Source organism: Labilithrix luteola (genome assembly GCF_001263205.1).
Lineage (GTDB): Bacteria > Myxococcota_A > Polyangia > Polyangiales > Polyangiaceae > Labilithrix > Labilithrix luteola.
Genome location: NZ_CP012333.1, coordinates 7,642,633 through 7,656,089, shown reverse-complemented (window position 1 = coordinate 7,656,089; position 13,457 = coordinate 7,642,633). Strand labels below are relative to the sequence as shown.

Annotated in this window: 13 protein-coding genes; 4 read left to right on the top strand and 9 right to left on the bottom strand. The window is 67.4% G+C overall.

The window, feature by feature from the left end; genetic code table 11:
* Positions 1–52 precede the first annotated feature (52 nt).
* Positions 53–955, top strand: a complete 903-nt coding sequence (locus tag AKJ09_RS33285) for a PfkB family carbohydrate kinase (protein WP_146651882.1) — start codon at positions 53–55, stop codon at positions 953–955.
* Positions 956–957: 2 nt separating this feature from the next.
* Here the strand turns inward: AKJ09_RS33285 and AKJ09_RS33280 are convergent, their stop codons facing one another.
* From AKJ09_RS33280 to yedA, 3 genes are read right to left on the bottom strand one after another with little or no spacing between them, the layout of a single operon-like run.
* Entirely contained in the window at positions 958–1,635 is a 678-nt protein-coding gene (locus tag AKJ09_RS33280) for a DUF1345 domain-containing protein (protein WP_146651881.1), read from the bottom strand.
* A 54-nt stretch (positions 1,636–1,689) separates the two neighbouring features.
* Positions 1,690–2,460: a hypothetical protein gene (locus AKJ09_RS33275; protein WP_146651880.1), complete on the bottom strand. Its 771-nt coding sequence runs from the start codon at positions 2,458–2,460 to the stop codon at positions 1,690–1,692.
* A gap of 38 nt (positions 2,461–2,498) precedes the next feature.
* Entirely contained in the window at positions 2,499–3,452 is a 954-nt protein-coding gene (gene yedA, locus AKJ09_RS33270) for a drug/metabolite exporter YedA (RefSeq protein WP_146651879.1), read from the bottom strand.
* A 252-nt stretch (positions 3,453–3,704) separates the two neighbouring features.
* Here yedA and AKJ09_RS33265 point away from each other — a divergent pair, with 252 nt between their 5' ends.
* The gene (locus tag AKJ09_RS33265) at positions 3,705–4,751 is read left to right on the top strand and encodes an NAD(P)-dependent alcohol dehydrogenase (RefSeq protein WP_146651878.1); all 1,047 of its coding nucleotides are present in this window, start codon (positions 3,705–3,707) and stop codon (positions 4,749–4,751) included.
* An 88-nt stretch (positions 4,752–4,839) separates the two neighbouring features.
* Here AKJ09_RS33265 and AKJ09_RS33260 read toward each other — a convergent pair whose 3' ends face one another.
* Genes AKJ09_RS33260 through AKJ09_RS33250 form a run of 3 tightly spaced genes read right to left on the bottom strand, consistent with a single transcriptional unit; the run spans position 4,840 to position 8,393 of the window.
* Positions 4,840–6,519 (bottom strand): FAD-dependent oxidoreductase, encoded by a 1,680-nt coding sequence (locus AKJ09_RS33260; protein ID WP_146651877.1) that lies wholly within the window; start codon positions 6,517–6,519, stop codon positions 4,840–4,842.
* 4 nt (positions 6,520–6,523) lie between these two features.
* Positions 6,524–6,820, bottom strand: coding sequence for a UBP-type zinc finger domain-containing protein (locus AKJ09_RS33255; RefSeq protein WP_146651876.1), 297 nt, complete (start codon positions 6,818–6,820; stop codon positions 6,524–6,526).
* Positions 6,821–6,872: 52 nt separating this feature from the next.
* Positions 6,873–8,393, bottom strand: coding sequence for an FAD-dependent monooxygenase (locus AKJ09_RS33250; protein WP_146651875.1), 1,521 nt, complete (start codon positions 8,391–8,393; stop codon positions 6,873–6,875).
* A 62-nt stretch (positions 8,394–8,455) separates the two neighbouring features.
* On the opposite strand from AKJ09_RS33250, the gene AKJ09_RS33245 reads away from it, so the two are divergent.
* Positions 8,456–9,094, top strand: coding sequence for a TetR/AcrR family transcriptional regulator (locus AKJ09_RS33245; protein WP_240488677.1), 639 nt, complete (start codon positions 8,456–8,458; stop codon positions 9,092–9,094).
* 9 nt (positions 9,095–9,103) lie between these two features.
* On the opposite strand, the gene AKJ09_RS33240 is transcribed toward AKJ09_RS33245, so the two are convergent.
* The gene (locus tag AKJ09_RS33240; RefSeq protein WP_205633876.1) at positions 9,104–10,666 is read right to left on the bottom strand and encodes an FAD-dependent oxidoreductase; all 1,563 of its coding nucleotides are present in this window, start codon (positions 10,664–10,666) and stop codon (positions 9,104–9,106) included.
* A gap of 72 nt (positions 10,667–10,738) precedes the next feature.
* On the opposite strand from AKJ09_RS33240, the gene AKJ09_RS33235 reads away from it, so the two are divergent.
* Positions 10,739–11,272: a CBS domain-containing protein gene (locus AKJ09_RS33235; protein ID WP_169928067.1), complete on the top strand. Its 534-nt coding sequence runs from the start codon at positions 10,739–10,741 to the stop codon at positions 11,270–11,272.
* A 10-nt stretch (positions 11,273–11,282) separates the two neighbouring features.
* Here AKJ09_RS33235 and AKJ09_RS33230 read toward each other — a convergent pair whose 3' ends face one another.
* On the bottom strand, positions 11,283–13,322 hold the full coding sequence (locus AKJ09_RS33230) for a transketolase (RefSeq protein ID WP_146651873.1): 2,040 nt from the start codon (positions 13,320–13,322) through the stop codon (positions 11,283–11,285).
* Complete coding sequence (locus tag AKJ09_RS33225; protein WP_240488676.1) at positions 13,319–13,444, bottom strand: DUF3175 domain-containing protein; 126 nt, start codon at positions 13,442–13,444, stop codon at positions 13,319–13,321. Before AKJ09_RS33225 ends, AKJ09_RS33230 begins: the two co-directional genes overlap by 4 nt.
* Between the last annotated feature and the right edge of the window lie 13 nt (positions 13,445–13,457).

The window sequence follows — 13,457 nt, the reverse complement described above, 5'->3', positions numbered from 1 at the left end:
CCAAGCCGAGGCCGAACGTGACGTCGATCCGAGGTGACGATAAAATTGCGCCATGCGCGCGGAAGCTGGGGGACTCCTGAACGCATCCAAACCCGATCGCTTCGACGTGATCTGCGCGGGCGAAGCGCTGTGGAACGCGTCGGCCCCGACCGCGTCGAGCGCATCGGCGGCGACGGCTGCCGCCATGCGCTTCCAACCGGGCGGGGGCGCCGTGAACGCGGCCGTAGCCCTTGCCAGGGAAGGACGCCGAGTCGGACTCGCCACCACCCTCATTGACGACACGTTCGGCCGTCTCCTCCTCGAACGCGTGGCGTCTCTGGGCGTCGACGTCGGCGGCGTCAGCCTCGCCGTCCCCACAGACAGCATCGTCTTCTACGACGGCACGAGCGGACAGGTCGTCAACTTCCGCGACGAGGACCAGGCCTTCGCCATCCCCGAGAACTGGTCGGCCGAGGTGCTCCTCCTCTCCGGTCTGTCGCCCGTCGTGTCGAGGGCCGCGGCGCTGTGCAAGTCCGCACGCGCGGCCCGCCGAATGGGGACGATGGTGGTCATCGACGTGAACGCCAAGCTCCATGTCTGGGCCGGACGCGATCCGAGGGCCGTGCACATGGTGCTTCGCGAAGCCGACGTCGTTCGGTTCAGCACCGCAGACCTCGCCGTCCTCGGCATGGAGATCCACGAGGTCCGCTCGAAGCTCAGACCGAACGCCATCCTCCTCACGAGCAACCCGAGCGGCATCACGTGGGTGACCGGACCATTCGGCGAGCTCACGTGCGCGCCAAAGTCGCTCGACACGATTCTTCCGCGCGGGGCGGGCGACGCATTCACCGCCGCTCTCTGCGGCGAGCTCGCACGCAAAGGCGATCTCGCGGAGAACCAGATCGCCACGTGGGACCGCGCGCTCCGCCAGGGGCTCGCCGCCGCCTGCAGCGCAGCGAGCCGCGCCCGCGCCTGACGTCAGGACATGAAATTGATCACGAGGTTCACCGCCAGCGCGAGGATCGTCGTGTTGAAGACGAACGACACGACCGAGTGGAGAAGCACCACCTTGCGTACGTGGGCCGACGTCACCGCGACGTCGGAGACCTGGTAACACATGGCGATCGTGAACGCGAAGTAGGCAAAGTCCATCGCGTCCGGGTCGGCGTGAGCGGGGAAGTCGAGCCCTCCTTCGGGCTCCGCCTCGTAGTAGAGATGCGCGTAGCGGAGCGTGGAGGCCGTGTGCACCACGGTCCAAGCGAACACGACGCCGAGGAGCGTCATCGTCGTCCAGACGATCGTCTGCACGTGCGTCAGGTGTCGAACCTGGCTGAGCACGAAGGCCGCCGCGAAGAGGCTGAAGAGGCTCGCCACGAGCGAGATGACGAAGACGGCGGTGCCCCCCGGATCCTCCGTGCCGGCCTTAGCGCGCGTTTCGGTGATGTCAGAGCCAGCGATGACCCTCCACTTGAGGAGGAGGAAGGTGATCGAGAACGCATCCCAGCCGATGACGAGGCTCGCCCACCACTTCGAGCCGATCGGCGTGAAGAGCCCGACCGCGAAGAGCGCGAGCACGAGCGCGATGAAGAAGCGCCCGACCGACCGATGCGGCGAGAGCGCTGATTGCGGCATCGAGGGAGCGACCTCCGTCGTCATCGCCTCGAAGGGATGCCGGTTCCGCGCCACCGGCGCGTGAGAGATTCGCTCGCGTCAGGGCCGAGCGGGCTTCTTCGCGGCCGGCGCGGGCGCAACCTCGACCAGGAACGTATGGTCTTTGGTGTCCCAACTCGTCACGTGGCGAGCAGCGCCCTCGCCTTCGTAATGGTTGTAGTACGTCTTGTACGGGAGGCTTCCGACCCAGCTCGAGCCCTTCTTCGTGAGCCGCGCGACGATGGGCCGCGCGAGGCATTCACGGCTCGCGTCCGGCAAGAGCTCGACGCAAGCGCAGCTCGCCGGGTCCGTCGTGCAGTGCTCCTGGCAGGAGAAGCAGCCGAACGGGCGCTCCTCGGCGGTCGTGCCGTCGAACACGAGTCCGCCGCCTTCGTCGTAGATCACGCCCTTGAGGCCGAGCAGCGAATCGGGCGTCTCGAGCCAGGTGAAACCACGCTCGTCTCGCGTCACCGTGCAGGGCCGAAGCTTGTACATCGCATCGATCCGGCACATGTAGTTGCCGGGCGCGAGCTTGGAGGGGCGCGGGGCGCCGTCGAGCACCTTCGCGTGGTGCCGCGGCGCCGTACGCCCAATGGCCAGCTTCTGTTCCGTCTCTGCCACGGCCGAGGGCTCGGGTTTGCTCGACGGGCGGGCAGCCTCGACGCCGGCATCGGCGACGGGCTCCGCAACGGATGCCGAAGACGACGGCGCCGTGACCTCCACCGTAGACGAAGGCGCGGCGGGCGACGAAGAAGGCGGCACGTCCGCCGCGGGACCTCCGCACGCAATCAGGGAGGCAACCGAAAGGAGCGCGCACACTCGAGCGGACATTCGAACGTCGACCATGAAGTTGTGTTCTCTCGAACGCGTCAGCGGCGCGCGCTCTTCCGATAGCTGACGACGAGTACGCCCACGATGGTCAGGAGACAAGCCGCGAGCTTCGTCATCGTGAAGCGCTCGCCGGCAAGCACCGCACCGATGCCAAGTGCCACGAGCGGGTTGACGTAGGCGTAGCTCGTCGCGATCGACGGTCGCGTGGTGCGCAGCAAGTAGCCGTACGCCGAAAAGCCGAGCATCGAGCCGAACGTGACGAGATAGGCGAGCGCGAGGATGCCGGATACGGAGAGCGGCCCATGCGGGTGCTCGCCACGCACGAGCGCGATGCCGATCATCATGACGCCGCCGGAGACCATCTGCGCAGCCGGCCCCATGGTGCCGGCAGGCATGGGGAGGCGACGGCTCCATACCGAACCGAAGGCCCACGTGATCGGGGCGATCACGAGCGCGATGGCGTCGGTGCTCGAGAACGAGAGGTTGCCTCCCCGATTGAGGATCGCTACGCCGGCGAATCCGGCGACGAGGCCGACGAACTCACGCGCCGACGGCTTCTCGCCCCAGAAGAGACCGACGGCGGCCGCCCAGAGGGGCATCGTCGCCACCACCGTGGCCGCAACGCCGGTATCGACCGAGCGTTCGGCGATGGCCACGAAGCCGTTGCCACAGACGAGGAGCAGAAAGCCGACCGCCGTCGCCGCGAGCCACTGACGCGCAGTCGGAAACGGCGCGCCACGGAAACGCTGCCAGAGCATCAGCGCGCCGCCGGCGAACAGGAACCTCGGCCCGGCCATGAGGAACGGGGGAAGGTCCTCGAGGGCGACCCGCATCGCGTAGTAGGTCGAGCCCCAGACCACGTAAACCGCGAGGAGCGCGCCGGCGACGATCAGGCTCTGGCGCGAGGCCTCCGGCGAGGCCTTCTGTACGGCGCCGCTCCCTGTAGGGCCCTCCGAAGAAGACGAAGGCGTATCGGAGGCGGCCGCTCTCATCGAGCCGCACACCTTGGTGGCAACCGCGTGTCACCGCAAGAAACAACGCCGCAGCGTGCACGTGAACGCGCCGAGCAAGCGCAACCTTGGGCACAGAGCGAAGCCATGAGTCTGTCTCCGATGCCGGACGGGGCCGTTCGGACTCTGAAGATTTTCTTCATGGAGTGTGTCGATTTTGCTGCTTTTCATGGGGAGCCCAGGCTGCGAAGTTGCCACGTCCATAAGGCTCCCCGAGCGCTTCAGGAGAAGACCATGCAGACTCGTGCTTACGCCGCTACGGCCGCAGACAAGCCCCTTGCGCCGCTCTCGATCGAACGCCGCGAGCTCCGCGACGACGACGTCCTCATCGACGTCTCCCATTGCGGCATCTGTCACTCCGACATTCACCAGGCGCGCGGTGAGTGGGGCAACTCCACGTTCCCCATGGTTCCCGGCCACGAGGTCATCGGCCGCGTGGCGCGCGTCGGTTCCAACGTTACCAAGTTCAAGGCCGGCGATCGCGTCGGCATCGGCTGCATGGTCGACTCGTGCCGCGAGTGCGAGTCGTGCCGTGCGGGCTTCGAGCAGTTCTGCGAGAAGGGCTGCGCGTTCACCTACAACAGCACGGAGATGGACCGCAAAACGCCCACCCACGGCGGCTACTCGCAGCAGCTCGTGGCGACGCAGGACTTCGTCTTGCGCGTGCCCGAGTCGCTCGACCCGGCCGGCGCCGCTCCCCTCCTCTGCGCGGGCATCACGACGTATTCGCCGCTCCGTCAGTTCGGCTGCAAGAAGGGCGACCGCGTCGGCGTCGTCGGTCTCGGCGGCCTCGGCCACATGGCCGTCAAGCTCGCCGCCGCGATGGGCGCGAACGTGACGATGCTCAGCACGTCGCCCTCCAAGGAGGCCGATGCGGCGCGCCTCGGTGCGCACGCGTTCGCACTCACCAAGGATCCGGCGACCTTCACGAAGCTCGCGCGCAGCTTCGACATCATCATCGACACGGTCTCCGCGCCGCACGACATCAACAGCTACCTCTCGCTCCTCCGCCCGCACGGCACGCTCGCACTCGTCGGCGCGCCGCCCGAGGCCCTCTCCGTGCACCCCTTCGCGCTCATCGGAGGCAACTATCGCTTCGCGGGGTCGAGCATCGGCGGCATCCGCGAAACGCAGGAGATGCTCGACTTCTGCGCCGAGCACAAGATCGTCTCGGACGTCGAGGTCATCCCGGCCCAGAAGATCAACGAGGCCTACGAGCGCGTTCTCAAGAACGACGTGCGCTACCGCTTCGTGATCGACACCGCGACGCTCTCGGCCTGATCCGAATCGCGAATCACCAAAAAGAACAGCGCTCGTGGTCGTCGATCACGAGCGCTGTCTCGTTTCTGTGCTCGCTCGCCCGGCTTTGCTACTCGCCGAGGACCTTGTGCACGAGCTGGATGCACACCGAGCCCTCACCGACGGCCGAGGCCACGCGTTTGACGCTGTTCGCCCGTACATCGCCGACGGCGAAGACGCGCGGCTGGCTCGTCTCGAAGAGCATGGGCTGCCGCTCGAGGGGCCACTTGGCCTCGTCGAGCATCGCGTGGGTGACGTCGGTGCCGGCGTAGACGAAGCCCTTCGGATCCATCGCCACGCAGCCACGCAGCCATTCCGTGTTGGGACTCGCGCCGGCCATCGAGAAGACGTGACGGATGGGGCGTTTCGACACCTCCCCCGTAGCTTCGTCGCGCCAGGTCACGTATTCGAGGTGCTCGTCGCCATCGAGCGCGATGATCTTCGTCCGGCGTCGAAGCGTGATGTTCGGCGTCTCCTCGATGCGACGGATCAAGTAGCGCGACATGCTCGCCGCGAGGTCAGGTCCGCGAATGAGCATGTGCACGTGCGTGCACGAGCGCGCGAGGAAGGTGGCCGCCTGGCCGGCCGAGTTCCCTCCGCCGACGACGATGACTTCGTTCTCTCCGCAGCGCTGCGATTCGACGTAGGTGGCGGCGTAGTAGATGCCCACGCCCTCGAAGCGGTGAAGCTCGGGAACGTCGAGCTTGTTGTACTGCGCGCCCGTGGCCAAGACGATCGAGCGAGCACGCACGGACTCGCCGTTGGCAAGCTCGATGCGCATCGGAGTCTCGTCGCAATGAAGGCGAACGGCGCCGCGCGCGACGGCGAGTTGGGCGCCGAACTTCTCCGCCTGCGTGAGGGCGCGCCCCGTGAGGGCCTGGCCCGAAACGCCGGTGGGGAAGCCGAGGTAGTTCTCGATCTTCGAGCTCGAAGCGGCCTGTCCGCCCGGCGAGCTCGTTTCGATCACGAGGACGTCGAGCCCTTCGGAGGCGCCGTAGACGGCGGCGGCGAGTCCCCCCGGGCCGGCCCCGCACACGATGACGTCGCGCACGACGCCCATCGACACCGCCGCGTTGAAGCCGAGGCACTCGGCGACCTCCGCTTCGGTCGGATTGCGGAGGACCACGTCACCACGACAGATGAGGATCGGAATGTCCTTCACGCCGACGTGGAACTGGTCGAGCAGCTGCTGGACGTCCGCGTCGCGATCGACGTCGAGGTACTTGCAGGGGTGCCCGTTGCGGACGAGAAACTCCTGCAAACGCAGGGTCGCCGCCGAGTCACGCGAGCCGATGACCACGATGTCCCCGTAGCCCGTCGACAGCAGGCCCACGCGCCGGAGGATGAAGGCGCGCATGATGAGCTCGCTGAGCTCGGCTTCCGTCTGGATGATCGCCCGGAGCTTCGACTGCTCGACGCGGATGACGCGCAAGTCCGTGTTGGCGCGGGCACGGACGAGGCTCCGGCGGTCGGTGAGGAGCGTCACCTCGCCGGTGAACTCGCGCGGGTGGTGCGTCGTGATGTGATCTTCGAGGCCTATGCCGTGGGGATGGACGATCTCCATCGCTCCCTCGACGACGACGAAGAACGGGACGTTCGTGTCTCCCTGCTCGAAGACGATGTCCCCGGCCTTGAACTGCTGCTCCGTTCCGAACGTCGCGACCTTCGCGACTTGCGAAGGCGAGAGCGACGGGAACATCTGCGCGCGGCGCGTCTCGAGCTCGTCGAGAGACGGAAGTCCGTTTCCCATGCGCTTACCCCTCCGACAGGAATTGGTCGTCGGGGTAGCAGTAAGCCCAGGTTTCGCCGATCTCGCCCGACGTGATCATCGGGTGATGCGTAGCGCGATTGTGCGCGGTCGCGTGGCGATTCGGCGAGTCGTCGCAACAGCCGACGTGACCGCAGGTCAAGCAGACGCGGAGGTGAACCCAACCGCTGCCGATCTTGAGGCACTCCTCGCAGCCCTTCGTTGGCCGGTGGACGTGGCGCGGCGTCTCCTCCGTTACGTGTTGGCAGGGATTCGAGAGATCAACGCGGTCGTCGACTTTCATGGCGTCGACCGTATCCCGAGCCGCCATGCGCCGTCCATGCGGCGCGGCAACCTCACGCGTGCGGGCCGAACCAGCGCTCGAGCGCAGGCTGTAGGCCGTCCCGGCCTCCATCGGCAGAGGCCCAGGCGATGATGCCGTCGGGGCGGACGAGCATCGACGTATCCCCTTCCGCGCGGACGGCCGTCACCCGCGACGCCCAGGGCCGCACGACCTCGGACAGCGAGCCATCGCCCGTGTCGAGCAGGACGGCGTTGCCCTCCTGCATCGCGTCGTAGAGCGTGGGCCCCGATTGACCATCGCGCTCCGGCGTGAGGCTCCGATTGGCAACGAACTTGCCGGCAAGCGGGTGCGCATCGCCCACGTCGTAGCGCGTCGCCAGGCCGCTCATCATCTCTCCGAAGAAGCGATTGCCCTCGTCGAGGTTCATGATGTCGGTCACCACGTCGCGAAGGGCCGAGGTGAGGGGGTCGGGACGCATGAGCGCCACCTGCGCCCGCGTGTTGGCGAGGGCGCGCGCCGCGACCGGATGCCGCTCGCTCGTATAGGTGTCGAGCAGACCTTCGGGGGCCCTTCCCTGCAGCGTGGCGGCGAGCTTCCACCCCAGGTTGACGGCGTCCAGCAGGCTGAGATTGATCCCCTGCCCTCCGAACGGCGAATGGACGTGCGCGGCGTCGCCGGCGAGCAGAACGCGACCTTTGCGATACGTCGTCGCCTGGCGCGCGTTGTCAGTGAAGCGCGTCGCGCTCATGATCGCGCGGATCGTCACGTCGGTCTCGCTCACGCGGCGCAGGCTGCGCTGCAGCTCCTCGATGGTCACGGGCGCGTCGCGGTCGGCCGGCGGTCCGTCGAACTCCGTCAAGAAGATGCGTCCAGGGACGGGACCGAACGCCATCATGCCGGCCGGCATTCGACGCCAGCCGATTGGCAAGAGCTTCTCTGGATGATCGAGCTCGACGATGGCCTGGTGCCCCGTGATGGTCGGATCGGTGCCGGGGAAGTCGAACCCGGCCCGCTTGCGAACGCGGCTTCGGCCGCCGTCGCACCCGACGAGATACGCGCATCGAAGGTGGAACCTGCCCTCCGGCCCGCGCGCTTCGATGTCGATGCCCTCGCCGTCGTCGTGGAACGATTCGAGCTCGACACCGCGCCGGACGTCCATCAAGAGCGCGCTCGCTCGCGCGCCGAGGATGTGCTCGAGAGCCGCCTGCTGGACGCCGCGGAAGCGACGCTCCGGCTCACGCTGCTTGGTGGGATCGATGAGGAACAGGCCGGCAAAGTGCCCGCCCACCTTCTTCAGCCCGCCCATGAACGTCTTGGACGGCGCACCGGTCTGCTCGACGTGCTTGAGCATCGCCTCGAGCATCGCGCTCTCCACGGCCTTCATCGCGGGCTCGAAGCCGCGGCGTTCCAGGGCTTCGCCGGCGAGTGCGCCGATCGTTCCAGCCTTGATGGTCTCGTCGATCGCCGAGAGGCGCTCGAGCACCACGACCTTGGCCCCCGCCAGCACGAGTTCGATCGCCAGCATGAGCCCGGTCGGCCCCGCGCCCACGACCACCACGTCCACTTCGTTCATGGACGAGAGCCTGACTTAAATTTTGACCTGGTACAACTTTAAGTTTGGTCTAAAGTTTTGGTGTGCAGGACGAAGGCGGCCTCCGCGAGCGGAAGAAGCGCGAAACCCGTAAGAGGATCTCCGACGTCGCCACCGCTCTGTTCATGATGCGTGGCTTCGACGCGGTCACGGTCCTCGAGGTCGCCGAGGCGGCGAACGTCTCGAAGATGACCGTGTTCAACTACTTCCCGCGGAAGGAAGACATGTTCTTCGACCGCGACGAGGAGAGTCGGGAGCTCATTCGACAGGCTCTGCTCGAGCGTCGCAAAGGCACCTCCCCGCTTTCGGCCCTGCGGAGCCTCGTGCGCCGCCTCGTCGAAGAGAGGCATCCGTTCGCGAAGTTCGACGCCGGCATCGCAGGCTTCTGGAAAACCGTGACCGACAGCGCCGCGCTCACGATGCGTGCGCGGGAGATGCGCGGCGAGCTCGAGCGCGATCTCGCCGAGCTCCTCGTGGCGAGCGCGGGTGGGCGCAAGCCCGACCCGCGAGCCAAACTCCTCGCCGGCATGATCGCGTCGGCAGGGACCGTCGCCTATGCCGAAGGATTGCGCCGCGTCCGCGCCGGCGAGAGTAGCGCACGCGCCAGGAAAGCCTTCGTGGCGCTCCTCGAGCGGTGCTTCAGGAGCGTGGCGGCGGGCTTCGCCGACACGCCCTACGTGTGAAACGAACGCTCAGCGAATGAGCGACGCGACCTTCGCCGCGTCACCGGCCTGCATGGCCGCTTCGATTTCGAGCGAACGGTGATCGTCGCCCACGGTGACGGCGGCGAGAACCTTCCCTCGGCGCTCGAATCCGGCCACGTACCGGCCGCTCTCCAGGCTTCCGCCCTCGAGGATGTTGTCCCAACCCTCGGCGTGCCCCACGTAGTTGAGGGTCGTCTCGTAGTGCGCGCTCCAGAAGAACGGTACGTCGCGATACGGGCCACCGATTCCGAGCATCGCGCGCGCCACGCCCTGGCCCTGCCTTTCGGCCACCATCCAGTGCTCGATGCGCACGCGCGCGCCCGACCACGGATCCGGATACGAGGCGATGTCGCCCGCCGCGTAGACGTCGGAGGCGCTCGTGCGCAGGTGCTGGTCGACCACGACGCCGTGCGCGACGTCGAGGCCCGCCGCTTCGGCAAGGGCCGTTCGCGGATGCACGCCGACACCGAGAACGACGAGGTCGGCCGCCAACGAAGTGCCGTCGTCGAGCTCGACGACGCCCTGACCAATCTTCACGGGCTTACGACCGAGATGGAACTTCACGCCCTTCGCCTCGTGGAGCGAACGCACGAACGTGCCGATCTTGTCGCCGACGATGCGCGCGAGCGGAGCCGCGTCGGTGCTCACCACCTCGACACGGACGTTCCTTGCGCGAAGCGAGGCGGCGACCTCGAGACCGATGAAGCTCGATCCGATGACGACGGCCTGCGTGCCTTCCTTGGCGTTCGCGATGATCGCGCGCGAGTCCGCCAACGTGCGGAGCGTGTAGACGTGCGGGCCGTCGGCCCCCGCAATCGGAAGCCTCCGCGCTTCGGAGCCCGTGGCGAGAAGGAGCGCGCCGTACGAGACGGTCTTGCCGTTCGCGAGCGTCACCGAGCGGGCCTTCGTGTCGATGCTCGTCACGGCATCGCCGAGGACGAAGTCGACCTTGATCTCCTGGTAGAACGCGGCGTCGCGGAGCGGGATCCATTCTTCAGGCGCGTTGCCCGCGAGGTAGTCCTTCGAGAGGTTCGGTCGATCGACCGGCCCCGGCGGCTCGTTGGCGAGGAGCGTGATCGGGCCTTGGTAGCCGTGCCGTCGAAGCGTCTCGGCGCAGGCGGCTCCGGCCGCGCCGCCACCGACGATCACGACGGAGCTCGGCCCGGGCGCGGGCTTGGCCTGGTACGGGTCGCGCTTTTTGCGCACGCTCACGAGGCCGCCCTGATCCACCACGTCGAAGCACGCGATGGGCGTGAGGCCAGGCCCCAGGCCGAGGCCTGTCTCGAGGTCGAAACACGCGTGGTGCCAGGGGCAATGCACCTTGCCGCCCACGACGAGTCCTTCGGCAAGCGGGCCTCCGTAGTGCGAACACGTGGCGGCGGTCGCGTAGACCTTGCCCTCGGCCTTCACGAGCATGACGGCTTCACCGCCGGCGTGGCCAAGCAAGGGCTTGCCCTCGGCGAGCGAGCTCGCAGGAACGCCCTTGTCGAGATCGGGACCAGTCAGCGGCGCGGGATCACTCATCGTGAGCGCACGATACGCCGTTCGCATGCCAGGCGGAACGGAGCAGCTGCGCGATGCTCGACTTCACGAATGGGCACGAGGGTTGCTCGGCGAACGATCATGACGCTCGCCAGCAGCGGCAAGCACGCCCTTCCCCGCGCACGCAAGTCCGCTCGTCGCCCAAAGAAGGCCTCGAGCGTTTCGCTTCGTGACGTCATGACGACGCCGGTGCTCACGCTCACCACGGCCCAGCCCGCGAGCGATGCCCTGGCGGAGATGCTCGATGCGGGCGTGCGTCACGCCGTCGTGCTTCTCGGCGCGGACATCGTCGGTGTGATCTCGGACCGCGATCTCGGCGGCACGGACGGTGGCCTCGTTCGACTGAGGCGCACGGTCGGCGAGCTCATGCACGCCGACGCCGTCGTGGTGAAGCCCGACATGAGCCTCGGCGATGCAGTCCATCTCGTGCGCGAGCGGCGCATCGGGTGTCTCCCCGTCGTCGATCATCATCGGCTCGTCGGCATCGTCACGCGGAGCGATCTCCTCCGCGTGCTCGATGCGGGGGCCGAGAACGCGAGGCGCATGGCTCGCCACGAGCCGTCGGACGAGCGCCCTCCCACGCTCGTCTCGCCGAATCGCGACAAGTGGCCCTGAACCTTCGCGCTCAATTCGGGTGCCGGCCATGCTGGTGCGCCTCGTGCGCGTGGACGTGCGCGAGGTGGCGATGCCCTCGCGCGTGGACCTCGCACGCGTCTTCCTCGGTCGAGGGCTCGTCTTCGCCGGCCACCGCGATCTGCCACGACGCCGGCGCTCCGCACAGGTAGCAGAGGCGTTCCTCGGCTCCGGTCTCGAGGACGCGTTGCACGGCGTGAACGATGGCGTCCGCATCGATCCCCGCGGCTCGGAGCGTTTCCTGCGGAGTGCCGGAGCTCGGCATGGCGCGCACCGCCAGATGGATCACGCGCGCGAACACGGGATCTTCGCCGCCGAGGCACTCACGCACCGCGTCGCCGAGGCCGCCTTCGGCCCAGTGATCTTCGACCACGACCACCGCGCCGGCCGTCGCCTCGACCGCCGCTCGAATTCCTTCGTCGTCGATGGGCTTGACCGAGTAGGCGTCGATGACACGCGCGGGTACGCCTTCCTTCGCGAGCCGATCGCTCGCCGCCAGCGCTTCGTGGAGGGTGATGCCGGCGCCGATGATGGTGACGCGGTCGCGCGGTGATTGACGCAGCACCTTGCTCCCGCCGACGGGGAAATCTTCGTTCGCCGCGTAGAGCACCGGCGTCTTCTCACGCGTCGTGCGGAGGTACGAGATGCCCGGGATGTCGGCCATGGTGGCGACGAGTTTCGCGGTCTGGTTCGCGCAGGAAGGATAGAGCACGGTGCTGCCTTCGACGGCACGCATCATCGCCAGATCTTCGAGGCCCATTTGCGAAGGACCGTCTTCGCCGATCGACACGCCCGCGTGCGAACCGCAGAGACGCACGTTCGCGCGCGAGACGGCGGCCATGCGAATGAAGTCGTATGCGCGCGAGAGGAAGGCGGCGAAGGTCGACGCGAAGGCTACGCGCCCGCGAACGTTCATTCCCACCGCGGCCGCGACCATCTGCTGTTCGGCGATGAACATCTCGAAGAAGCGCTCGGGAAACGCCTTCTTGAAGATCTCCGCGTACGTCGAGTTGCTCACCTCGCCGTCGAGCACGACGACGTCCGAGCGAGCGGCTCCGAGAGCGGCCAGCGCGTCACCGTAGGCTTTGCGCGTGGCCACCTTCGCGCCGACCTCCTCGAGCGGAAGCTTCAGCGGCTTCGCCGATGGAGTGATGCCGGGCGGCTCGGTCGAAATCGGTGGAGGCGCGTGGAGCTCGATGACGGCATTGCGCAGGCCGCCGAGCTCGGCGATGGCAGCCGCGCACTGTTCCTGATCGAGCGCCTTGCCGTGCCATCCCTCTTTGTTCGCGACCAGGGAGACGCCCTTGCCCTTCACCGTCTGCGCAACGATGAGCGTCGGTTGCTCCGTCTCGTGCACCGCTTCGGCATAGGCCTCGTCAATCGCGATCGGATCGTGCCCGTCGATGGTGATCGCGCGCCATCCGAACGCACGCGCGCGCTCGGCGTAGGCAGGCGCATCCCAACCGAGCGGCGTCTGCCCGCGTTGGCCGAGCCGATTCATGTCGAGAATGGCGATCAGGTTGCCGAGCCTGTAGTAACGCGCGTGATCGAAGGCTTCCCAGACGGATCCTTCGGACATCTCGCTGTCGCCGAGGAGCACCCAAACCCGATACGGCGCGTTCTCGAGGTACTTGCCCGACAGCGCGATGCCCACGCCGACGGGTAACCCCTGCCCGAGCGAACCGGTGGCGACGTCGACCATCGGCAGCGGTGGCACGGGATGCCCCTGCAGACGACTACCGAATCGGCGGAACGTGAGAAGCTCCGCATTCGACACGACACCGACCGCCTTGAGCATCGCGTAGAGCAGCGGCGAAGCGTGCCCCTTCGAGAAAATCAGGTGGTCGTTGTTCGGGTTCTTCGGGTTGCGAACGTCCCAGCGCAAGAAGTCCTGCATCAGGACCGCCATCAGGTCCGCCGCCGACAAGCTCGACGTCGGATGGCCGGATCCCGCCGCCGTCGACGAGCGAACGCTGTCGACACGGAGCTGCGCGGCAAGTTCGGTAACCTCGGGCGTGATCTTCTTCATCATGCGGCAGCCTTCTTCGTCGCAAGTGGACGACCATAGAGTTCACGAAGCTCGTCTTTCGCCTTCTCGAGCACACGAAGGCGCTCCTTCGAGAGTCCGCGCCCGCCGCGGTTGATGCGGGCCATGAACCGCCGCACG